Origin of the sequence: Tenacibaculum sp. Mcav3-52, assembly GCF_022347665.1 — a bacterium.
Classification (GTDB): domain Bacteria; phylum Bacteroidota; class Bacteroidia; order Flavobacteriales; family Flavobacteriaceae; genus Polaribacter; species Polaribacter mesophilus.
The window spans coordinates 970,686-991,812 of the sequence record NZ_JAKRGE010000001.1 but is presented as its reverse complement, the minus strand read 5'-3'; the positions used below and the strand labels follow the sequence as shown (position 1 = coordinate 991,812).

Sequence of the window (21,127 nt, the reverse complement as noted above, 5' to 3'; positions counted from 1 at the left end):
TAAAATTTATTTCTACATTTGTAGAATATAATTCAAATTTTATCGAAATGCAATTATCGAAAACTGAAGAACAAGTGATGCAATATTTATGGAAACTAAAAAAAGCTTTTATGAAAGATATTTTAGCAGAGTTTCCTGAACCAAAACCTGCCACAACTACAGTTGCTACACTATTAAAAAGAATGAAAGATAAAGGATTTGTAGATTATACATTGGATGGAAAATCGAGAGAATATTTTCCTTTGGTAAAAAAGTCAGACTACTTTTCAAAGCATGTAAACGGATTGATTAAAAACTTCTTTAATAACTCTGCTAGTCAATTTGCTTCATTTTTTACTGAAAAAACAGATTTATCAGTTTCAGAATTAGAAGATTTAAAAAAAATTATCGATCAGCAAATTAAAAAGCAACAATAATGATAACGTATTTTATCAAATCAGGAATTTGTTTAGCATTGCTGCTTCTCTTTTATCATTTGATATTAGAACGAGAAAAAATGCACCAATTCAATCGGTTTTATTTATTGGGTAGTGTATTATTTTCGTTTATAGCTCCTTTTTATAAGATCTATATAGAAACTATTCCGAATACTTTAAAGGCTGTCCCTTCCTTGATTACAGATTCAAATTTGGATGTAAATCCTGTTAAGGAAATTAGCTATACCCAATATTTATTTCTTGGATATACAATTGTAGCTATCATTTTATTAATCCGCTTTACAAAAAACCTATTTAATATCTTCTTAAAGATAAAACAGTATAAAAAAATAAAAAAAGACAAAGCTACCCTTGTGTTAGTAGATGATGCTATTAGCCCACATACCTTTTGGAACTACATTTTTATCAATAAAGAAGAATATAACACAAACAAAATAGAAACTGAACTCTATACCCACGAATTAACACATGCTTTGCAAAAGCATACGTTTGATATCTTATTGATTGAACTTTTACAAATTATTTTTTGGATCAATCCAACATTTATATTTCTTAAAAAAGCAATAAAACTAAATCATGAGTTTTTAGCAGACAACAAAGTGATTACTACACATAAAAACACTACTAAGTATCAGTATTTACTATTAAATAGAGCTACTTGGAACAACGAATATTACCTGGCCAGTAATTTGAATTATTTATTAACTAAAAAAAGATTATTAATGATGACAAAACAAAGTTCTCGTACCAAAATTTTGCTAAAAAAACTGGCAGTAATACCAGTAATAGCAGGATTCGCTTTTCTCTTTGCTGAAAGAGTTGAAGCAGAAACAACAAAAAAACATGTACTCTCTACTGAAACTTCAAAAGATTCAATTCCTTCATCAGTAACAGTGTATAAAAAAAGTATTAATCATGAAGACGCGGAAATAACTTATCATGATGAAAAAGGAAATAAAATAACTAAAAAAATCTCAGAATTAACAGAGAATGAAAAGGGACAACTCCCTCCACCTCCAAGCCCTACAAGTAGAATTGTTATAAAAGGTAAAGCTTTAAACATACCTCCACCTCCACCCCATAGCTATGGAGTTATTAGAGAAGAAGAAACCTCAAACATTCCACCTCCTTCAATAAATGCTATCGAATACATATATCAAAACAAAAATGCTGATTTCTATTTCGATGACAAAAAGCTGAGTTATAATGAAGTTATTAAGTTAATTAAAAATAAAAAAGGACTAAGAACCTTAATACAAGCTAAAAACAATAAAAAAATCATCAAGTTTTATAGCAAAAAAGTTACTAAAAACACAAATAACATTAACACCTCTGATATAAAATATTACTTAGATGTAAACTTATTTCTAAAGAAAAATTACACAAAATTGCACCTAAAGACATAAGAAAAGTTGATGTTAAAAAAAATAAAGATGGTACAGGGTTAGTATATGTAACTAGCAACAAATAACTGATATTCAAAACACATACTTGTTAAAAGCCTCTTAAATGAGGCTTTTTTTGTAACAAAATCCTAAATCTGTCGTTATTAAGCTATAAGCTTATTTTATGTTAAAACGATTTTTCCTTCTTTGTTCTGGAGCTGATTTAGATTTGCTTGAAAATTGTGCTAATGGTGAACAAAACAAATATGCTGGTATTGGTGCTACCGTTTTCTTCACTGCTTTAATGGCTACCATTGCTTCTGCTTATGCTTTATTTACAGTTTTTGATAATATTTACACCGCTATTTTCTTTGGTATTGTTTGGGGGTTACTCATTTTTAATTTAGATAGATTTATTGTTTCTACTATTAAAAAAAGAGAGTCTAAACGAAAAGAACTTATACAAATACTTCCTAGATTGTTACTTGCTATGATAATTACTGTGGTGATTTCTAAACCATTAGAATTAAAAATTTTCGAAAAGGAAATCAATCAAGTATTACTGACTGAAAAAAATCAGATGACTTTAGATAACAAAACTCAAATTGCACAACAATTCACTCCTGAAATAACAAAAATTAATTCTGAAATCACTTCTTTAAAAGATGAGGTCACAACGAAAGAAAGCGAGGTAAATAAATTATATGAAACCTATATAGCTGAAGCCGAAGGAAGAAAAGGCACCAAATTAATTGGCAGAGGACCTGTTTACAAAGAGAAAAGAGATAAACACGATACTGCCCTTGGAGAACTTAATCAATTAAAAGCTGAAAATACCGAAAAAATAAAACAGAAAGAAACTGCTATTGCTAATTTGATCGAAAGTCAAAAATTAAAAGAAACACAAACACAACCTATTATTTCTAATTTTGATGGATTAATGGCTCGTGTTAATGCTTTAAACAAACTACCTTGGCTACCTTCTTTCTTTATCTTCCTACTATTTTTAGCAATAGAAACTGCTCCTATTTTTGCCAAACTTATTAGCTCAAAAAGTGAATACGATTATAAATTGGAAAACCATGAATCTCAAGTTAAAACTTGGATTCAACAACAAGTTCATCAACGAGAAGCTATTTTACACACTGATATAGACCTCAACAACAAAATATACTCTGATTTAAAAACAGAAGAAGAACTCTACAATTATAAACAAAAGATGGCTCGTAACCTTATGAAGCTACAGGCTGATTCTTTTTATAAAAATCAACAAAATATTTTATAAAGCTATTGCTATTGAGTTTTTAACCTCACCTATTGTAAAAATACTGTGAGTACTTCCAACATGTTTTAATGCTGTAATTTTATTAATCATAAACTCTCTATAAGCATCCATATCTTTCACATAAATTTTTAACACATAATCATAATCTCCACTTACATGAAAACACTCTGTTACTTCTTCTAATTTTTTAATTTCACGCTCAAAAAGAGCTATATAATCTTTGTTATGTTTCTCTAACTTTATATGACAAAAAACTAAAAATGATTTTTCTATTTTGTTTTTATTTAGCAACGCAACATACTGTTTAATGACCTTCTCTTTTTCCAACTTCTTTACTCTCTCATAAACAGCTGTTACAGAAAGACCTAATTGCAATGATAACTGTTTTGTTGTTTGTTTACTATCTGTTTGAAGTAACCCTAATAACTTCTTATCTATATTATCTAACTTCATCTGAAAAAAAATCTATTTTATTACAACTTATCTGAACACAAACTAATAAAAAACTAAATACAAACATAAAATTAGTGTAATTTTCTACAAAAACCGCTTTGTATTGATTTTTAAACAACTAAAACAGAACTTAGTAGTCTACTAATAATTAACTTTAATCGATATGAAATTTAAACCTGCAAACAACATACAAGATCTACAGTACTTTGGAGAATTTGGAGGAGTTAACCCTTCTATTTCAGATTCTTCTACCTATACTTTTTTATCAGCAAAGACCATGTTTGATACTTTTGAAGGGAATACAGATGGTTGTTATTTATACTCTCGCCACTCATCTCCTTCAAACTTATACCTATCTGAAGCTTTAGCTGCTATGGAAGGTACTGAAACTGCTAATGTTTCAGCTACTGGTATGGGAGCCATTACTCCTACTATTTTACAAATATGTGGGGCTGGAGATCATATCGTTTCAAGTAGAACTATTTACGGAGGAACTTATGCCTTTCTTAAAAACTTTACTCCAAGAATAGGAATTGAAACTTCATTTGTAAACATTACAAAGTTAGACAGAGTAGAAGCTGCCATTAACAAAAATACTAAAATGATTTACTGCGAAACTGTAAGCAATCCGTTATTAGAGGTCGCAGATATTAAAGCTCTTTCAGTATTAGCTAAAAAGCATGATTTACAGTTGGTAGTTGACAATACATTTTCTCCTCTATCAATTTCTCCAGCTCAATTGGGTGCCAATATTGTTATTCACAGTTTAACAAAATTCATCAATGGTTCTTCTGACACTATGGGAGGAGTTATTTGTGGAACTGCAGATTTTATCAATTCTCAAAAAAGTGTAATTGATGGGGCAAGTATGTTATTAGGAGCTTCTATGGACTCTTTACGCGCTTCTTCAATCCTGAAAAACATGAGAACTTTACATATACGAGTAAAGCAACACAGTAAAAATGCGAGTTATTTAGCTGAAAAGTTTGAAGCTGACGGATTAAAAACTGTATACCCAGGATTACCATCACACCCTTCTCATAAGGTGTTTAAATCAATGATGAATGAAGAATATGGTTTTGGAGGAATGCTAACTATTGATGCTGGATCTCTAGACAAAGCCAATGCTTTAATGGAATTAATGCAGGATGAAAATCTAGGGTACTTAGCTGTAAGTTTAGGTTTTTACAAAACTTTATTTTCAGCTCCAGGGACTTCAACGTCATCAGAAATTCCTTTAGAAGAACAAAAAGAAATGGGACTTACCGATGGATTAATTCGTTTTTCTATTGGATTAGATAATGACATAGAGCGCACCTATCAAATGATGAAAACTTGCATGAAAAAAGTAGGCGTTTTGTAAAACACTTATAATATCTTCTCGATTCTATCATTTTAAACAAAATGAAAGGCACTAAACCATTTCACATTTTTTAAAATGACATTTTTGTTTATATAGTATTTCTATTCAATTTTTTTTAAAAAATATTGTAAACTAATTCGATTTGTGTAATTCTCTACAAAATCGTAACATTACAAGCCGAAAAAAATACCATACATGCAAGACGACAAAAACCTATCTAAAATTGAAATAGAAAATCAAAAAATAATTCAAAATAAAGAGTTGAGTATTTGGGAAGCTTTGATTCCTGTTTTCGCTTTAATAGGTATGCTTGCATATAATGTATATGTATTTGGAGACGATGCTTTAAGTGGAAGTAATCAATTTATTTTATTATTAGGTGGAGCTGTTGCGGCTATTGTAGGTTTTAAAAATAAAGTTTCCTACGAAAGAATGATTGAAGAAGTTGCTGAAAACATAAAATCAACAGCAGGTGCTATTTTAATTTTGTTAATGGTAGGTGCGCTTGCAGGAACATGGCTTGTAAGCGGTATTATACCTTCAATGATTTATTACGGGCTTCAAATTTTAAACCCGACTATCTTTTTAGTAGCTTGTTTAATAATATGTGCAGTTATATCTGTTGCCACTGGAAGTTCTTGGACAACTTCAGCAACAGTAGGTATAGCTTTAATTGGTATTGGTGAAGCTTTAGGTATTTCTTTAGGTATGACTGCTGGTGCAGTTTTATCTGGTGCTTATTTTGGCGACAAGATGTCTCCAATGTCAGACACTACAAACTTGGCTCCAGCCATGGCTGGAACAGATTTGTTTACACATATAAGATATATGACTTATACTACTGTACCTACATTTATAGTAACTATTATCTTTTTTGTTATTTTAGGATTTACCCAAACTACAACTGGTGACGCGAATACTCAACAAATGCTTAGCGACATTAACAAAGCTTTTAATATAACCCCATGGTTATTTCTTGTACCTGTATTAGTTTTAGTTCTAATTATTAAGAAGACACCTCCTTTAATCGCTCTTTTAGCTGGAACCATATTGGGTGGTGCTTTTGCTTTGATTTTTCAACCTCATGTTGTTTCTCAAATTTCTGGAGTTGAAAAGCTAGATTTTGAATCTGCCTACAGAGGAATAATGCAAGCTATAACCGTAGAAACCTCTGTAACTACTGATAATGAAGTGTTAAAAGATTTATTTACTGCCGGTGGTATGAAAAAAATGCTTGGGACCGTATGGTTAATTTTATTAGCAATGGTTTTTGGTGGGGTCATGGATGCTATTGGAGCCTTAGCTAAAATTAGCAGTTTTATGTTAAGCTTATTTGATTCAGTATTCGGATTATTTGCCAGTACTGTTGGTACATGTATAGGTTTAAATTTCACCGCTTCTGATCAATATTTAGCAATTGTTGTACCTGGAAAAATGTACGCACAAGCTTATAAAGATAAAGGGTTGGCTCCTGAAAACTTAAGTAGAACTTTAGAAGATTCTGGTACTGTTACCTCTGTTTTAATTCCTTGGAATACTTGCGGAGCTTATCATTCTGGTGTTTTAGGTGTTCCTGTTATAGATTATGCTTTTTATGCCATGTTTAATTGGCTAAGCCCTTTTACAACATTACTATTTGCTGCATTCAGAATTAAAATAAAACAACTAGCTTCTAAATAATAACGTTTATAAACCTCACCTTTCGTGAGCTTCTTTTTTTATGATTGTAAAAGCTCAAATACAAGACGCTAACTTATTAACTGAAATTGCCATAAGTTCAAAAGCATATTGGGGATATTCCAAAGAATAAATGGAAGAGTGGAAAAACGACTTAACAGTCTCCCCTAAAATGTTTACCAACTGTAATGTTTACAAATTTCAAGTTAACGATACTACAGCTGGTTTTTATGTTTTATATCGAGCTAATATTAGAACAAGTTTTTTAGATTTTTTATTTGTCTCCCCTAAATTTATAAACCAAGGAATTGGTTCTAAACTACTAGAACATGTAAAAAAATCTTGTATAGGCGGTTCTTGTGCTGTATTAAATGTTTTATCAGACTCAAACTCGGATGCTTTTTATTTAAAACATGGTTTTGAAATAATTGGGAAACGAGAGAGCAGTATTAAAGGACGTTTTTTATCTGAAATGGAGCTCTATTTTCCTGAAAACATGTAATAAAGTTGATACTATTAAAAGTACCCAAGGAGTTCCATGCAAAAAAACATCAAACCAATCCATAAACTGCATAGCGTGCTCTCCTGAAAAGGCATTCCCTCCTGCTATCCATTGTAACTTCCCAACAATATGTGGTGGTCTAAAAGGTGCTAAACCTAAGGTTAAACTTGCTATTAAAAACAACTTCCAATTTTTTCGCAGCTTTTCTTTCATTTTATATAAACCAGTTCCACACTACTCCAAAACGAATTACGAAATCTCTATACGGGTAATTTGGAGCCGAAAAATAATTCTTTTTTAACACAAAAGAACTTATGTTATCTGCTTTAAAATAAATTCTAGTTCTACGAACCCTAGCATTGAAAAACAAATCTACTGTAGGATATCCTATTTCTGTGTCATTTTGTAAAGTAAACTCAGCTAATAAAGGGTTATACGCATTTGCTTTATATTTTGAAAAGTACTTAAATGTAGCTCCTATTTGTACCAACAAAGGTTTTCCTTTGAACCATTCATCTGTATAGTAAAGTGTATTACGAGTAACAAATTCTGGAACCCTAAAAACACTATTTCCACTTGCTACTTTTTGATACATTAAAGTGTTATCTAAAGCAAACTTTCCAAAGGTAAATTCTTTAGATGCCTTTGCCTTTAAATAGTTTACATCTCCTGAAAACTGTTTCGGTTGACCATTTTCATCAAAATACGTGTAATTACTAATATTAGTGATATCCAACGAAGCATTTCCCCATTTAGACTCAATAACCCCTCCCAATGTACGTGTCCCTATTTGAGAAAAATTATTTTCCCAATTAAAATCATCGTAACTACTTTGATGTAATAAAAAATTAAAATTAGGTAATTTGTTACTTATTCCTAACCTCCCTTTCACAGTAAGTACACTATCTTTTTTATAGAAAGCTTCCCCTGAAAGATAATTCCCTGACAATCGACCACTTCCTGGGGTAAGACTTCCAGAAGCATTTACATGAAAGTTCCCTATTCTTCCATTCCAATCAGCTCCAAACGAAATTGCATCTCCCTTCAGCTTATTCTTTGTAATTCCAACTGTATTATTCTGTAAGTTTTCATATCCATATGTATAATTTGATAATTCTGTTTTTACACGAAATTTTCCTAGTACATATTTTGAATTAAAATCTAAAAAAAACTGATTATTATATAGTAAATAAATAGTTTTATTATTAATGTTACTCGAAATATTTGCATCACCAAACATATCTGATGCTGTACCTTGAGTAAATCGATAAAACTTAGAATCTCTAGTAAATGAATGCCCAAGTTTTAAATTAGAAAAGTCTTTTTGACTCACACTATCTTTTGAAGAAAGTAATTTAAAAGTATGTTCAAAGTATAATCTCTTAGCATCTAAAGTACTTTCAGCATTACCCAAATTCACATCCATTCTACCTCTGTTTCCGCTAAAATTAGGATCATCTGCTAAAAATGCCTCTAAAGAAGTTTCGGTTAGTCCTCCACTTTCTTGATTAAAAAAATCTTGATTTACAGCATGCCCTCTAATCCCGTATTGTCCTTTAGGAGTCTCGTAACTAAAACTAACCCTAAAATTACCCGTACTAGCTAAAGAACGCCTGTAAGCTCCTAAAGAACGAAGTCCTTTATAAGCTATCGATACGTTAAATCGTTTAGAAAAATTTGTTGTAAAAAGCGCATCCAATACCTGACCTTGCTCTAACCCTGTACGATACATTATTTCTGTTGTAGGGGTGGGCACATGATAATAATTCACATCTTCAATTTCAAAATAATTGAACATTTTTGCTCTAAAACCTATATTAGGAAACTTAGAAATATTAGTAAAATCGTACCCTAAATTGTTAAAAGTTTGTCCTTGATTATGAAAAGCCAATAATTCAAAATTATCCTTTCTTAAGAAATTGAATTTATACTCTTTTTGAATTGTTAATGTAGTATCTACAATGGTAGTATCATTTTTATGTGATATAATTTTATAATCAGTGTACTTAGTTTTTCTACTAAGTTTTACATTAATCTCATTATCGGGCAATGAATCTATGTTTTGGTCAAATCCACCTCTTCCTATCCCCAAACCTCCATCAACCGTTCTTTTTTGGGCAAAAATTATCTGAACACTTATCAAACAAAAAAATACTAAGAAATTTTTCTTCATAACAACAAAAGTAAAATAATTTAACGACAAAAATCACGATTAATTTCTTTGAAAACTGTTAATTTGTAGCATGTTGCAATTAAACTATAGCGGGCATAAATTAGAAGCAGGAACAGATGAGGCTGGTAGAGGCTGTTTATCAGGACCTGTAGTTGCAGCAGCTGTAATTTTACCAGGTGATTTTCAGCATGAATTGCTAAACGACTCCAAGCAACTTTCTGAAAAAAAACGACAAAAACTTCGACCTTATATTGAAGAACATGCACTAGCTTTTGGAATTTCTTTTATACATCAAGAAGAGGTTGATGAGCTAAACGTTTTACAAGCATCTATTACTGGAATGCATCGTTCAATAGAACAATTAAATGTACAACCTGAGTTTATTATTGTTGACGGAAACAAATTCAAACCCTATCAAGAAACTCCACATCAAACCATTGTAAAAGGCGACGCTAAATTTATGAGTATCGCAGCTGCTTCTGTACTTGCCAAAACCTATCGTGATGAGTATATGGAGAAAATTCATCAAGAATTCCCGCAGTACAACTGGCAGAAAAATAAAGGATACCCTACAAAAGAACATCGCGAAGCTATTCGTCAATTTGGAGCAACTCCCTATCACCGAAAATCATTTAAATTGTTGCCAGAACAATTAAAATTGAAACTTTAATTTTTCTATTTTTGTCTTCCAATTTTTTAGAAGATGATTAAAAGAACTCGCACCGAAATTAACAAATGTATCATTCACAAAGTAGCTAACAAATACAATAGCGGGCAGAATGCCTTTTCTGAAAGTCTAGTGCGTTTTGATGAAGAAAGTTACGAATTGTTACTCCCTTTTTTACTGAAGCCTTTCGGTTCAGTTACTCAGAGTTACCGCTTTAGTCATCATGCTGATGTTCGTCTAAACGAAATCAATAAATATACTTCTGATATTTTTGAAGATGATAGCAACGAAGTTTTTATTGAACATTCTAAAAACATTGTTAATCACCTATACGAACAATCAAACTCTGCCAATATTAAAACGGGGGATGTAATTGTAGCTTATTTTGAAGGCATTGAATATAAAGATGTTTTAACTGAGGCCGTTGGTGTTTTTAAAATTGAAAGTAAGGTAGACTTCTTTCAAACCTATTTAGATGACGATAGTTTTGATGTAGTAGTTCAAAAAGGAATTTCAACAAAAAGATTGGATAAGGGTTGTTTAATTTTAAACTCTACTGATGCAGAAGGAACTGTCGTTTTATCGGTAGATAACAACCAATATGATGCGCAATACTGGATTAAAAACTTCTTAAGTGTTAAATATGCTGATGATCGTAACTTACATACTCAAAATTACTTAGAAATGTGCAAAGAGTTTTCTGAAGAGGTTATAAAACCTGAATTTGGAAAACAAGAACAAAGTAATTTCTTAGCCAATACTGTTGATTACTTTAAAGAGCATGAAAGTGTAGATTATCATGGCTTCAAAGATGAAATTTTTGAAGAAGACAAGCATAAAGATCTTTTTGAAGATTACAAGCAGCACTTTGAAAAATTAAACGATGTACTAATTCGTAATAATTTTGAAGTATCTGATGTTGTTTTAAAGAAAGAAAAAAGTAAGTTTAAAACTGAAATTAAATTAGACACCAATATTCAAATTAAAATTGATGTTGATGCTCCTGATGCTTCTGCTGAATATTTAGAACAAGGATACGATGAAGACAAGAAAATGAAGTTTTATAAGGTGTATTATAATACTGAGAAGTAAAAAGTTAGTTTAACTCCGAAATTTCTTTTTCCAATCTTTTTTCTAACTCTTTCAATTCTTTTAGTTTTTTCTTATCCTGATGTCTGCTAGAAAAATGATAAAGAATGCAGAAAATCATATAAATAGTTGCGCAAAGCATTACTAACTTTAAATAACTATATTCTGTTTTTTGCAGCATTGATTTTTTATTAGAAAAAGAATGCCCCACACCATAAGTTGGAGCCCAAAAGCTAAAAACAATACCAGCAGCAATTACTTTCCATCTGTGTCTTAACAAAAAATCTTGCTGCCTGATAACGTTCTCTATTTTATATCTTGTTGCTTGTAAATGTTTTTCTTTGTAATATTTAGCAGACATTTTATTCTAAATATAAAAAACTATTCCTTTTCAGCCATTTTTTTTACATAATCGGTAATAATCACAATAGTTTGTGCTCCCACTTTACCTTCAATATATTTAGCATTTTCAGGATCTAACGAAATTCTACGTACAGCAGTTCCTTGCTTTGCTACCATGCTAGAACCTTTTACTTTTAAATCTTTAATCAACACAATATTATCTCCTGCTTGTAAAATAGCTCCGTTTACATCTCTATGAATTATTTTTTCACTTTCATCTAAATGCTCACCTGTAGCTTCTGCAAAACGTAACTCTTCATCTTCTAAATACATCATATCTAACAAATCTTGTGACCATCCATCTTTTTTGACACGGTGTAACATTCTCCAAGCCACAACTTTCACTGCTCTAAACTCACTCCACATACTATCATTTAAACAACGCCAGTGATTAGCGTCTGTAGCTTCTGAGTTTTCAATTTGCTCAATACAAGTACTACAAGCCAACAAACTCCCATCAACTCCTCCTGTTGAAATTGGTGGTACTTCATAAATTGACAAATCGCTTTTTGATCCGCATAATTCACATTGATTTCCGCTTCTATCTTGTAATTCTTGTAATAAACTCATTTTATTCTTTTTTTGCTTCGCAAAAGTACATTTTTAATTATATATTTAGGCTATGTTATTAGAAAGCGAACGACTAATTATTAAGGAAGCTCTAGTGAGCGATGCACCTTTTTATTTTCAACTATTTAATGATCCTGATTGGATTCAATTTATAGGAGATAAAAATTTAAAATCTATTGAAGAAACCCGTATCTACCTAAAGGATACTTTGTTTAAAAACTCTAAATTAAATGGACTTGGTTTTTTCACGGTTATTTCAAAAGAAACCAACAAACCCATTGGAGCCTCTACAGCATTGCAAAGAGACAAGTTAGATTTTATTGATATTGGATACGCATTTTTACCCGAAGGAAGAGGTAAAGGATATGCAACAGAGGCTACAAAACTAATTATTGAATACGTCCGTACTAAATTCAAACAAGACAAAGTATTAGCTTTGACGATGCCAAAAAATGAAAAATCTCAAAAACTATTAAAAAACCTAGGTTTTGAGTTTATTGGGATGCAACAAGTTTTTGAAGACGGGGAAGATTGTGTATTTGAGTATGTTTTTTAACTCAAATACAAATCAATTAACCCTTCTGGAGTTTCTACCTTAATAGTTTTAGTATCTCTATCTACTTTTTTAATAAAGTCATCAATCATAGGAATGAAAATCTCTTTTCCTTCTCTATCAATTTCAAATAAAGGTTGCGCTGAAGAGTCATTAATACTTACTATATTTCCCACCTCTCCAAAAGAAGTATCAACAACCTTAAAACCTATCACTTCATGATAATAAAACTTATCTCCAGAAAGTTTAGGAAGCATATCTAATGGAAGGTAAACTTCAGAACGTAAAATAGCCTCGGCATCTGCCTCCGTATCAACATCCTCAAATTTCACTCTAAACATAGTTCCTTTACTCAGGGAAGATTTTTCAATAAAAAAAGGAATCAGATTATTGCCTAAATCGACAAAAACTGATTCCAAATTTTCGTAAAGATCGGGTTCATCAGTATCTAACTTAATAACTACCTCACCCTTAAAACTATGTTTTTTAACGATTTTGCCAAGATAAAAGCAATCTTCTTTTTGCATCATCGTAGTACAGTTTTTATTCTTCGCTATCAGCACCTGATTCAGCAGCAGCATCCTCGCTATCTTCTACAGCAGGAGTTGCAGCAGCTATACGTGCTTCGTTTACAGCTTTTTCAGCTTCTAAAGCTTTTGCTTTAGCGTCAGCTTCAGCTTTTGCTAAACCTTCTGTTTTACCAGCAACTTTAGCTGCTTTTTCTTCTAACCAAGCAGTAAATTTAGCTTCTGCTTGCTCTTCAGTTAAAGCACCTTTCTTAACTCCACCAGCTAAGTGATTCTTTAATAAAGCTCCTTTATAAGATAAAATAGCTCTAGCAGTATCAGTTGGTTGAGCACCATTTTGTAACCACTTTACAGCTCCGTCAACATCTAAGTCGATAGTTGCAGGATTAGTATTTGGATTGTAAGTTCCGATTTTTTCTAAGAAACGACCGTCTCTTTTAGCTCTTGAATCAGCAGCTACTACCCAATAAAATGGTTTTCCTTTTTTACCGTGTCTTTGTAATCTAATTTTTACAGGCATAATTTTAATTTTTAAGGTTCGCGACCTTGGTTATTAATAAATCTTATTATCTCGTAATAAGTGGGCGCAAAATTATAAAATATTTTTCAATTAAAAGTAAAAAAACAACTTTATTACAATAAAAAAGAGCCTGTTAAACAGGCTCTTAAGAAAAATAAATTGTGAGGTATATTATAATACTCTAACGCTAACTGCGTTTAATCCTTTTTTTCCTTCTTTAAGTTCAAACTCAACAGTATCACCTTCTCTAATCTCATCGATTAAACCTGATACGTGTACAAAATGTTCTGTGTTTGATCCTGACTCTGTAATAAATCCAAAACCTTTAGATTCATTGAAGAACTTTACTGTTCCTTCTTTCATTGTAAAAAATATTATATTAAAGTACAAATGTAATCTTATTAATTGATTATCAATCACTTTTTTTCATTTTTATTTTAAAATTAACCTACACTTAACATCTATTTACTGATTACAATCAGCTATTCAAGCCTTTACATTAAGTAAAAACACTCGTTAATAACTTCTCTTAATAACAATGTAAATTCTTCGTATTTTTACACTTTGTTTTATCCAAAACACTTCAATAAGTAATTTTGCCCATGTATTTAATTTTCGATACCGAAACTACTGGATTACCAAAAAGCTGGAATGCTCCAATAACCGATACCGACAACTGGCCTAGAGCCATACAAATTGCGTGGCAATTACATGATGAATTAGGAAATTTAATTGAACACAATGACTTCTTAATACAACCTGACGGGTTCAATATTCCGTACGATGCAGAACGTATTCACGGAATTTCTACTGATTTAGCTATCGAACAAGGAATTCAATTGAGTGAAGGGTTAGAACTATTCAACAAGGCATTACAAAAAACGAAGTTTATTGTTGGTCAAAATGTTGGTTTTGATGTCAACATTATGGGGTGTGAGTTTCATCGTTTAGGTGTTGAAAACAATTTAACAGAATTACCTGTTTTGGATACTTGTACCGAGCATACGGCACAATTATGTCAAATTCCTGGTGGTCGTGGAGGAAAGTTTAAACTTCCAACTCTTACCGAATTACACAATCATTTATTCGGAACAGGTTTTGGAGAAGCACATAACGCTACTGCCGATGTAGAAGCAACTACAAGATGTTTCTTAGAATTAATTCGTTTACGTCAGTACACAGAAGAACAGTTAGACGTTCCTTCTGATTATTTTCAACGTTATACAGAAGCAAATCCGAACCCAATACAGGTAATCGGACTTAAGCACTTAAACCTTAAAAAGGAAAGTGAAAAAATCCGTAAAAGAAAGTCATCTGAAACTGAAGAAGCTAATACAATTTCTACCGCAGAAGGATTAGCAGAGCTTGAAGGTGTTAAGTTTGCTCACTTACACAACCATACACAGTATTCTGTTTTACAGTCTACCATTCAAATTGGTAACATAGTAAATGCCGCTGCTAAAGATAATATGTCTGCAGTTGCCATGACTGATACTGGTAACATGATGGCTGCTTTCCATTTTGTACAGGCTGTATTAGGGCACAACAAAGCAGCTGAAGCGGCTAATAAAGAAGCCTTAGAAAAAGGAGAAGAACCTACACAAAGTGTTTTAAAACCTATCGTAGGTTGTGAATTTAATGTTTGTGAAGACCATACCAATAAAAGTCAAAAAGACAATGGATATCAAGTCGTTTTACTTGCTAAAAATAAAAAGGGATACCACAATTTAGCAAAAATGTCTTCCATTGCTTTCGTGGATGGTTTTTACTATGTTCCAAGAATCGACAAAAAAGTTATTGAGCAATACAAAGAAGATGTAATTGTATTAACAGGAAATTTATATGGTGAAGTTCCTAGTAAAATATTAAATGTAGGTGAAGCTCAAGCAGAAGAAGCTTTACTTTGGTGGAAAGAACAATTCGGAGAAGATTTATATATCGAATTGATGCGTCACGGACAAGAAGATGAAAGAGTTGTGAACGAAACTCTTCTTTCATTCTCTAAAAAGCATGATATTAAAATTGTTGCTACGAACAATACTTTTTACTTAGATAAAGAAGATGCTAATGCACATGATATTTTATTATGTGTAAAAGATGGTGAAAAACAAGCTACTCCTAAAGGTCGAGGAAGAGGATATCGTTATGGTTTACCTAACGACGAATACTATTTTAAATCTACTGAAGAAATGAAAAAACTCTTCGCCGATTTACCCGAAGCAATTATTAATATTCAAGAAATTGTAGATAAAATAGAACCTTTTGGCTTAGCTCGTGATGTATTATTACCTGCTTTTGATATTCCAGAAGAGTTTAGAGATGAAAAAGACCTTGAAGATGGAGGAAAAAGAGGTGAAAATAATTTTTTACGTCATTTAACCTATGAAGGAGCCAAAAAACGTTATGGAGAAATTACCGATAAAATCCGAGAACGTTTAGATTTTGAGCTTGATGTAATTGCTAAAACAGGGTACCCTGGATATTTCTTGATTGTAGAAGATTTTATTCGAGAAGCACGAAACATGGATGTATCAGTAGGTCCAGGACGTGGTTCTGCAGCTGGTTCGGTAGTTGCTTATTGTTTGTGGATTACTAATATAGATCCTATCCAGTACGACTTACTTTTTGAGCGTTTCTTAAACCCTGAACGTGTATCGATGCCCGATATTGATATCGACTTTGACGATGAAGGTCGTAGCCGCGTAATGGATTATGTAATTGAGAAATATGGTGCTAACCAAGTAGCACAAATTATTACCTATGGTACCATGGCAGCTAAATCATCCGTCCGTGATACTGCTCGTGTACTTGACTTACCTCTATTTGAAGCCGATAGAATTGCCAAGTTAATTCCAGGAATGAAATTGAAAAAAATCTTTTCTTTAGATGAGAAAGGATTAAAAGAAAAACTTCGTTCTGAAGAAATAGAAATGGTAAATGAGCTAAAAGCTATTGCCAATGGTAATGGTCTGGAAGCAGAAACCATTAACAAAGCTAGAATTTTAGAAGGTTCAGTTCGTAATACTGGAATTCACGCTTGTGGGGTGATTATCACTCCTGATGATATTACCAAATTCGTACCGGTATCTGTTGCCAAAGATTCCGACATGTATGTTACCCAGTTTGACAATTCGGTAGTAGAAAGTGCAGGATTATTAAAAATGGATTTTTTGGGGTTAAAAACATTAACCCTAATCAAGGATACGGTAAAAATTGTAAAAGCACGTCATGGTGTAGAGCTTGACCCTGAAAATTTCCCTATTGATGATGAGGAAACTTATGCACTTTTCCAACGGGGAGAAACTGTAGGTATATTCCAATACGAATCTCCTGGAATGCAAAAGTACATGCGTGAGTTAAAACCTACGGTTTTTGCTGACTTAATTGCAATGAACGCTCTGTATCGTCCTGGTCCTTTAGAATATATTCCTTCTTTTATTAGAAGAAAACATGGGGACGAAGAAATTCAGTACGACCTTCCTGCAATGGAAGAATATTTAGCAGAAACATACGGAATTACAGTATATCAGGAGCAAGTAATGTTACTTTCGCAAAAGTTAGCTGATTTTACCAAAGGTGAAGCCGATGTACTTCGTAAAGCAATGGGTAAAAAGCAAGCTGCGGTACTAGCGAAAATGAAACCTAAGTTTGTGAATCAAGCAAAGGCCAATGGTCATGATGAAAAAGCCCTAGAGAAAATCTGGAAGGACTGGGAAGCTTTCGCATCTTATGCTTTTAACAAATCGCACTCTACTTGTTATGCTTGGATTGCTTATCAAACCGCTTATTTAAAGGCCCACTACCCTGCTGAATACATGGCTGCAGTACTTTCCAACAACATGAACGATATTAAAACGGTTTCGTTTTTTATGGAGGAATGTAAACGCATGGGGTTAGAGGTATTGGGTCCAGATGTAAATGAATCGTATGCTAAATTTTCTGTAAATAAAGATGGCGCTGTTCGTTTTGGTATGGCGGCAATTAAAGGTGTTGGTGGTTCTGCTGTAAAAGCAATTATTGATGAACGCAAAGAAAATGGGCATTACACTTCTATTTTTGATGTAGCAAAACGTGTTGATTTACGTGTTGCTAACAAAAAAGCTTTTGAAGGTTTAGTATTAGCTGGTGGTTTTGATTCTTTTACAGATACTCACAGAGCTCAATATTATGTGAAAGATGAAAAAGGACAAACTTTTTTAGAAAAGGCTATTCGCTTTGGAAATAAGTTTCAAGAAAATCAGAATTCATCTCAGGTATCTTTATTTGGAGAAGCTTCGGATGTTGATTTACCTGAACCTTTAATTCCTGAATGTGAAACTTGGGGAACTATGGAATTGTTAGCTCGTGAAAAAGAAGTAGTAGGAATGTATATTTCTGCACATCCACTTGATGATTTTAAAAATGAACTAAAGTTTTGCAACGCTTCTCTAGCACATTTTAAAAACATCGCTCAATATGAAGGTTTAGGACTTTCTTTTGCTGGAATCGTTACTGATGTACAGCATCGTGTATCAAAAGCAGGTAAAGGATGGGCTGCTTTTACAATGGAAGATTATAACGATAGTTTTGAATTTCGAATTTTTGGTGAAGATTACTTAAAGTTTAAACACTTTTTGGTTCCAAATTCGTTCCTATTTATCAAAACTACGATCAAACCTGGTTGGACTAATAAAGAAGGTGTGAAAGGTGAACCTAGAGTTGGATTTAATGAGTTTTTACTATTACACGATATTATGGATAAAATGTGTAAAAAACTCACCATAAAAATTCCTCTACAAGAAGTAAAAGATAATACTATAAAAGAACTACAACACTTGTTTGCTACTAACAAAGGCTCACAAAGTTTGTATTTTACCATTTGGGATGCCGAAGAAAAAATAGAGTTAAACTTACCTAGTAGAACAACTAAAATTAAAGTGTCTAGTGAGTTTTTAAAAGCATTAGACGAACAGTTTATAAATTATAAGTTGAATTAATAACCAAAATGCTACCTAGTTATCAAAACAGTATCGACCTATTAACAAATGTAGCTAACCAAAAGTTATATAAACAACTTATAGTTCAACTTAACAAAGATTTTAGTCTAACTGGATTTGATTTAGATTTTTCTGCAAATAGCACCCCTTCTGAGTTAAAAGAGCAACTTCAAAAATCAGTAAAGGAATTAATTTTACATGATTTTAATTCTTATACAAATCTTTTATACCGTATAGATGTTTCTGAAAAAGACACACAAAATATCGAGTCAACAGATATTAATGTATACACCGAATGTCTTACTTTTTTGATTTTAAAAAGAGTTTGGAAAAAGGTTTGGTTTAAAAATCAGTTTACCAAATAAAGCTTTAGTCTGTAATTTCTTCTATAATAGCATCCAAATTATGATTTTCTTCAAAATCGCCCAACCATGTTGCTGTTTCTTCGTGATTTAAAAAACTATTGAGTGCTTCTCGAACTGCTGTTTTGTTTTGTTGTGGTAAATTTTCAATTACTTCTGTTAAGTTACTTAACAAGTGTTTAGGAGAAGTATTTTCTTCATATAACTTAAATGCAATTTTTCCTGTTATATCTAAAAACTTTATATAGTTTGCTTTTGTAGTTATAGGTGTATTGATTCCTAATCTTTCAAAAACTTCTTTGACTACTCCTGAAGTTTGGCGTCCCCAAATACCGTCTACCAAAATTTCTTCTTTATATATATACTTTAAAACTAATTGTAAATACAGTGTTTCTGATTTTGATGTTTGATTATAATCAACAGGTACACTCGTATCAACATGCCAATGATCTTTATGGTTTGGGTAATAATAGTTTAATACAATACCGAAGTGCTTTCTTAAAAAGGACTCTATTCCAAGATATAACTCTTTTTGATGAATAAAATTAGTTGTAACTAAGGTTTCATTACTCCAAAAAACAGCATCTAAATCAAATGCTTTTCCGTGACTATGCTGCCCTGGCTTATCAACAAAAATTCCTGCAGTTGTAATTACTTCAGGTATCCCTAGAGGACAATGCTCAAAAACTTCTTGAAGTGCATTTTCTAAAATACTTAAGAAACTTTCATCAATTGAAAAATTACGTTGTTCTCCTCTTGTTCCATAAGGGTGATTCGTTAATCTGGCATAATGTAGAGGAATACCATTTATATTATTGATTGTTTTCATTATTTCTCTTTTTAAAGTTTGATATTAATTGTTTTTCCTTCTTTTGTATATTCTCTCTTAATACCTTCTATTAAATATTGTTTTTGTATTGTTTCTTTCTTATTAGCAATAGTTTGTAAACATGCATATTGAATAATGTTCACTATATTAGAACCTGTTAAACTAAATTTCTTAGCTAACTCTTCTACGCTTACAGTATCTTCTAATTCAACGTTATCTGGCAAGTTATTTTCCCATAACATTAATCTTTCTGTATAACCAGGAGCTTCAAATTCTATAATATTATTAAAACGTCTGGTAAAAGCTGTATCAATATTGTTTTTAAAGTTTGAAGCCAAAATAATTAGTCCTGGATGCGACTCTATTCGCTGTAATAAATAAGAAACTTCTTGGTTAGCATATTTATCATGAGCATCTCTTACATTTGTTCTTTTACCAAAAATTGAATCGGCTTCATCAAAAAATAAAATCCAATCTTGGTTAATGGATTTATCAAATAACTTGGACAAGTTTTTTTCTGTTTCTCCTATGAATTTTGAAACAACCATTGACAAGTCTACTCTGTAAACATCTTTACCTGTGTATTTTCCAAGTAAACTAGCTGTTAGTGTTTTTCCTGTTCCTGGAATTCCACAAAACAAAACTCTATATCCGGGTTTTATTTTTGTTTTCATTCCCCAATCATTTAACAGTATCTCTTTATATGCTAACCAGTTTTCTATTTCTTTAACATTGTTCAATGTTTTTTCTTGTAATACTAAATCTTCCCACTCTAAATCTGTAGTAATTAAACTTGCAGGAAAATCTTGACTCATTTGTGGTTTTAATTCTTTCCCTGTTAAAAACAAGTGTACATATTCCTCTGCCAAAATTAGCTTACCACTCATTAAAGGCTCTTCTTCAAGTTGCTTTTCAATTCTCAACACCTTATCTCTAAACAATTTACTTTCACTTAAAATAAATTGTAAACCTCTTTCTCTTGAAGCAAAATCATTACCTCCTAAAATATAAAGGGCTGTTTCACCTGTAGGTATAATTCCTCTATGATTTTTCCCTTTTACTCCTCCAAACTCTGGAAACTCACCTCCTTGTGGCAAAAACTCACTAATGATATTGTTTAAAAAATTTGGAAACATGTGAGGTACAAAAGCCAATAGTAATAGAATAACATCTTCAGTTACTAAATTTTTATCATTCATAAAAGCAATCACAGGAGAAGGTACTCCATTGTAGTTTAATTCAAAATTTGGTTGCTTATACCCATTAAATTCACTATCAATTCTATTGGTAATAAAATCTTGCAGTACTTTAAATACTCCTATTTTATTTATTTGATCTACCTCTATGTACATAATTA

At 31.8% G+C, this 21,127-nt stretch carries 21 protein-coding genes; 11 read left to right on the top strand and 10 right to left on the bottom strand.

Annotated elements, in window-relative coordinates; genetic code table 11:
- Window positions 1-47: 47 nt before the first annotated feature.
- The 3 genes from MHM83_RS04595 to MHM83_RS04585 all read left to right on the top strand — a co-directional run bounded on the left by MHM83_RS04595 (window position 48) and on the right by MHM83_RS04585 (window position 3,107).
- On the top strand, window positions 48-416 hold the full coding sequence (locus MHM83_RS04595) for a BlaI/MecI/CopY family transcriptional regulator (RefSeq protein WP_047790279.1): 369 nt from the start codon (window positions 48-50) through the stop codon (window positions 414-416).
- Window positions 416-1,843 (top strand): M56 family metallopeptidase, encoded by a 1,428-nt coding sequence (locus MHM83_RS04590; RefSeq protein ID WP_239178592.1) that lies wholly within the window; start codon window positions 416-418, stop codon window positions 1,841-1,843. The genes MHM83_RS04595 and MHM83_RS04590 overlap by 1 nt, the downstream gene beginning before the upstream one ends.
- Before the next feature lie 163 nt (window positions 1,844-2,006).
- Window positions 2,007-3,107 carry a DUF4407 domain-containing protein gene (locus MHM83_RS04585; RefSeq protein WP_239178590.1) on the top strand — a complete coding sequence of 367 codons (1,101 nt, stop codon included), beginning with the start codon at window positions 2,007-2,009 and terminating at the stop codon, window positions 3,105-3,107.
- On the opposite strand, the gene MHM83_RS04580 is transcribed toward MHM83_RS04585, so the two are convergent.
- The gene (locus tag MHM83_RS04580; RefSeq protein ID WP_159489047.1) at window positions 3,102-3,560 is read right to left on the bottom strand and encodes an Lrp/AsnC family transcriptional regulator; all 459 of its coding nucleotides are present in this window, start codon (window positions 3,558-3,560) and stop codon (window positions 3,102-3,104) included. The two genes, MHM83_RS04585 and MHM83_RS04580, sit on opposite strands and share 6 nt — an antisense overlap.
- Window positions 3,561-3,723: 163 nt before the next feature.
- Between MHM83_RS04580 and MHM83_RS04575 the strand changes: the two genes are divergently transcribed.
- From MHM83_RS04575 to MHM83_RS04565, 3 genes are all read left to right on the top strand, one after another.
- Window positions 3,724-4,923 carry an aminotransferase class I/II-fold pyridoxal phosphate-dependent enzyme gene (locus MHM83_RS04575; protein WP_239178588.1) on the top strand — a complete coding sequence of 400 codons (1,200 nt, stop codon included), beginning with the start codon at window positions 3,724-3,726 and terminating at the stop codon, window positions 4,921-4,923.
- Window positions 4,924-5,118: 195 nt separating this feature from the next.
- The gene (nhaC, locus tag MHM83_RS04570) at window positions 5,119-6,603 is read left to right on the top strand and encodes a Na+/H+ antiporter NhaC (RefSeq protein ID WP_047790283.1); all 1,485 of its coding nucleotides are present in this window, start codon (window positions 5,119-5,121) and stop codon (window positions 6,601-6,603) included.
- Window positions 6,604-6,733: 130 nt separating this feature from the next.
- Window positions 6,734-7,102: a GNAT family N-acetyltransferase gene (locus tag MHM83_RS04565; protein WP_239178586.1), complete on the top strand. Its 369-nt coding sequence runs from the start codon at window positions 6,734-6,736 to the stop codon at window positions 7,100-7,102.
- Here the strand turns inward: MHM83_RS04565 and MHM83_RS04560 are convergent.
- Together MHM83_RS04560 and MHM83_RS04555 are read right to left on the bottom strand one after the other, a co-directional pair.
- Complete coding sequence (locus MHM83_RS04560) at window positions 7,064-7,315, bottom strand: hypothetical protein (protein ID WP_047790285.1); 252 nt, start codon at window positions 7,313-7,315, stop codon at window positions 7,064-7,066. The genes MHM83_RS04565 and MHM83_RS04560 overlap by 39 nt on opposite strands.
- A gap of 1 nt (window position 7,316) precedes the next feature.
- Window positions 7,317-9,275 carry a putative porin gene (locus tag MHM83_RS04555; RefSeq protein ID WP_239178584.1) on the bottom strand — a complete coding sequence of 653 codons (1,959 nt, stop codon included), beginning with the start codon at window positions 9,273-9,275 and terminating at the stop codon, window positions 7,317-7,319.
- 70 nt (window positions 9,276-9,345) lie between these two features.
- Here MHM83_RS04555 and MHM83_RS04550 point away from each other — a divergent pair, with 70 nt between their 5' ends.
- Complete coding sequence (locus tag MHM83_RS04550; protein WP_239178582.1) at window positions 9,346-9,945, top strand: ribonuclease HII; 600 nt, start codon at window positions 9,346-9,348, stop codon at window positions 9,943-9,945.
- 33 nt (window positions 9,946-9,978) lie between these two features.
- Window positions 9,979-11,034 (top strand): nucleoid-associated protein, encoded by a 1,056-nt coding sequence (locus MHM83_RS04545; RefSeq protein ID WP_125066673.1) that lies wholly within the window; start codon window positions 9,979-9,981, stop codon window positions 11,032-11,034.
- A 4-nt stretch (window positions 11,035-11,038) separates the two neighbouring features.
- On the opposite strand, the gene MHM83_RS04540 is transcribed toward MHM83_RS04545, so the two are convergent.
- Both MHM83_RS04540 and MHM83_RS04535 read right to left on the bottom strand, forming a co-directional pair.
- Window positions 11,039-11,392, bottom strand: a complete 354-nt coding sequence (locus tag MHM83_RS04540) for a hypothetical protein (protein WP_159489035.1) — start codon at window positions 11,390-11,392, stop codon at window positions 11,039-11,041.
- Window positions 11,393-11,412: 20 nt separating this feature from the next.
- Window positions 11,413-12,003 (bottom strand): PhnA domain-containing protein, encoded by a 591-nt coding sequence (locus tag MHM83_RS04535; protein WP_239178580.1) that lies wholly within the window; start codon window positions 12,001-12,003, stop codon window positions 11,413-11,415.
- Window positions 12,004-12,055: 52 nt separating this feature from the next.
- Here MHM83_RS04535 and MHM83_RS04530 point away from each other — a divergent pair, with 52 nt between their 5' ends.
- Window positions 12,056-12,559 carry a GNAT family N-acetyltransferase gene (locus MHM83_RS04530; RefSeq protein ID WP_073182593.1) on the top strand — a complete coding sequence of 168 codons (504 nt, stop codon included), beginning with the start codon at window positions 12,056-12,058 and terminating at the stop codon, window positions 12,557-12,559.
- Here the strand turns inward: MHM83_RS04530 and rimM are convergent.
- The 3 genes from rimM to MHM83_RS04515 all read right to left on the bottom strand — a co-directional run bounded on the left by rimM (window position 12,556) and on the right by MHM83_RS04515 (window position 13,966).
- Window positions 12,556-13,083 (bottom strand): ribosome maturation factor RimM, encoded by a 528-nt coding sequence (gene rimM / locus MHM83_RS04525; RefSeq protein ID WP_173359428.1) that lies wholly within the window; start codon window positions 13,081-13,083, stop codon window positions 12,556-12,558. The two genes, MHM83_RS04530 and rimM, sit on opposite strands and share 4 nt — an antisense overlap.
- Window positions 13,084-13,099: 16 nt before the next feature.
- Window positions 13,100-13,603 carry a 30S ribosomal protein S16 gene (locus MHM83_RS04520; RefSeq protein WP_047790292.1) on the bottom strand — a complete coding sequence of 168 codons (504 nt, stop codon included), beginning with the start codon at window positions 13,601-13,603 and terminating at the stop codon, window positions 13,100-13,102.
- Between the two features lie 171 nt (window positions 13,604-13,774).
- The gene (locus MHM83_RS04515; RefSeq protein WP_028891302.1) at window positions 13,775-13,966 is read right to left on the bottom strand and encodes a cold-shock protein; all 192 of its coding nucleotides are present in this window, start codon (window positions 13,964-13,966) and stop codon (window positions 13,775-13,777) included.
- Between the two features lie 239 nt (window positions 13,967-14,205).
- Here MHM83_RS04515 and dnaE point away from each other — a divergent pair, with 239 nt between their 5' ends.
- Together dnaE and MHM83_RS04505 are read left to right on the top strand one after the other, a co-directional pair.
- Entirely contained in the window at window positions 14,206-18,579 is a 4,374-nt protein-coding gene (gene dnaE, locus MHM83_RS04510; protein WP_173359363.1) for a DNA polymerase III subunit alpha, read from the top strand.
- An 8-nt stretch (window positions 18,580-18,587) separates the two neighbouring features.
- A complete protein-coding gene (locus MHM83_RS04505; protein WP_047790294.1) occupies window positions 18,588-18,944 on the top strand; it encodes a hypothetical protein in 357 nt (118 codons plus the stop codon).
- 4 nt (window positions 18,945-18,948) lie between these two features.
- Here the strand turns inward: MHM83_RS04505 and MHM83_RS04500 are convergent, their stop codons facing one another.
- Together MHM83_RS04500 and MHM83_RS04495 are read right to left on the bottom strand one after the other, a co-directional pair.
- Entirely contained in the window at window positions 18,949-19,770 is an 822-nt protein-coding gene (locus tag MHM83_RS04500; RefSeq protein WP_073182591.1) for a hypothetical protein, read from the bottom strand.
- 11 nt (window positions 19,771-19,781) lie between these two features.
- Complete coding sequence (locus tag MHM83_RS04495; protein WP_083574792.1) at window positions 19,782-21,122, bottom strand: ATP-binding protein; 1,341 nt, start codon at window positions 21,120-21,122, stop codon at window positions 19,782-19,784.
- Window positions 21,123-21,127 lie beyond the last annotated feature (5 nt).

Excerpts from the sequence above, each read along its gene's own strand:
- MHM83_RS04595 (WP_047790279.1), top strand. The coding sequence starts at position 48 with ATGCAATTATCGAAAACTGAAGAACAAGTGATGCAATATTTATGGAAA.
- MHM83_RS04590 (WP_239178592.1), top strand. The coding sequence starts at position 416 with ATGATAACGTATTTTATCAAATCAGGAATTTGTTTAGCATTGCTGCTT.
- MHM83_RS04585 (WP_239178590.1), top strand. The coding sequence starts at position 2,007 with ATGTTAAAACGATTTTTCCTTCTTTGTTCTGGAGCTGATTTAGATTTG.
- MHM83_RS04580 (WP_159489047.1), bottom strand. The coding sequence starts at position 3,560 with ATGAAGTTAGATAATATAGATAAGAAGTTATTAGGGTTACTTCAAACA.
- MHM83_RS04575 (WP_239178588.1), top strand. The coding sequence starts at position 3,724 with ATGAAATTTAAACCTGCAAACAACATACAAGATCTACAGTACTTTGGA.
- nhaC (WP_047790283.1), top strand. The coding sequence starts at position 5,119 with ATGCAAGACGACAAAAACCTATCTAAAATTGAAATAGAAAATCAAAAA.
- MHM83_RS04565 (WP_239178586.1), top strand. The coding sequence starts at position 6,734 with ATGGAAGAGTGGAAAAACGACTTAACAGTCTCCCCTAAAATGTTTACC.
- MHM83_RS04560 (WP_047790285.1), bottom strand. The coding sequence starts at position 7,315 with ATGAAAGAAAAGCTGCGAAAAAATTGGAAGTTGTTTTTAATAGCAAGT.
- MHM83_RS04555 (WP_239178584.1), bottom strand. The coding sequence starts at position 9,275 with ATGAAGAAAAATTTCTTAGTATTTTTTTGTTTGATAAGTGTTCAGATA.
- MHM83_RS04550 (WP_239178582.1), top strand. The coding sequence starts at position 9,346 with ATGTTGCAATTAAACTATAGCGGGCATAAATTAGAAGCAGGAACAGAT.
- MHM83_RS04545 (WP_125066673.1), top strand. The coding sequence starts at position 9,979 with ATGATTAAAAGAACTCGCACCGAAATTAACAAATGTATCATTCACAAA.
- MHM83_RS04540 (WP_159489035.1), bottom strand. The coding sequence starts at position 11,392 with ATGTCTGCTAAATATTACAAAGAAAAACATTTACAAGCAACAAGATAT.
- MHM83_RS04535 (WP_239178580.1), bottom strand. The coding sequence starts at position 12,003 with ATGAGTTTATTACAAGAATTACAAGATAGAAGCGGAAATCAATGTGAA.
- MHM83_RS04530 (WP_073182593.1), top strand. The coding sequence starts at position 12,056 with ATGTTATTAGAAAGCGAACGACTAATTATTAAGGAAGCTCTAGTGAGC.
- rimM (WP_173359428.1), bottom strand. The coding sequence starts at position 13,083 with ATGCAAAAAGAAGATTGCTTTTATCTTGGCAAAATCGTTAAAAAACAT.
- MHM83_RS04520 (WP_047790292.1), bottom strand. The coding sequence starts at position 13,603 with ATGCCTGTAAAAATTAGATTACAAAGACACGGTAAAAAAGGAAAACCA.
- MHM83_RS04515 (WP_028891302.1), bottom strand. The coding sequence starts at position 13,966 with ATGAAAGAAGGAACAGTAAAGTTCTTCAATGAATCTAAAGGTTTTGGA.
- dnaE (WP_173359363.1), top strand. The coding sequence starts at position 14,206 with ATGTATTTAATTTTCGATACCGAAACTACTGGATTACCAAAAAGCTGG.
- MHM83_RS04505 (WP_047790294.1), top strand. The coding sequence starts at position 18,588 with ATGCTACCTAGTTATCAAAACAGTATCGACCTATTAACAAATGTAGCT.
- MHM83_RS04500 (WP_073182591.1), bottom strand. The coding sequence starts at position 19,770 with ATGAAAACAATCAATAATATAAATGGTATTCCTCTACATTATGCCAGA.
- MHM83_RS04495 (WP_083574792.1), bottom strand. The coding sequence starts at position 21,122 with ATGTACATAGAGGTAGATCAAATAAATAAAATAGGAGTATTTAAAGTA.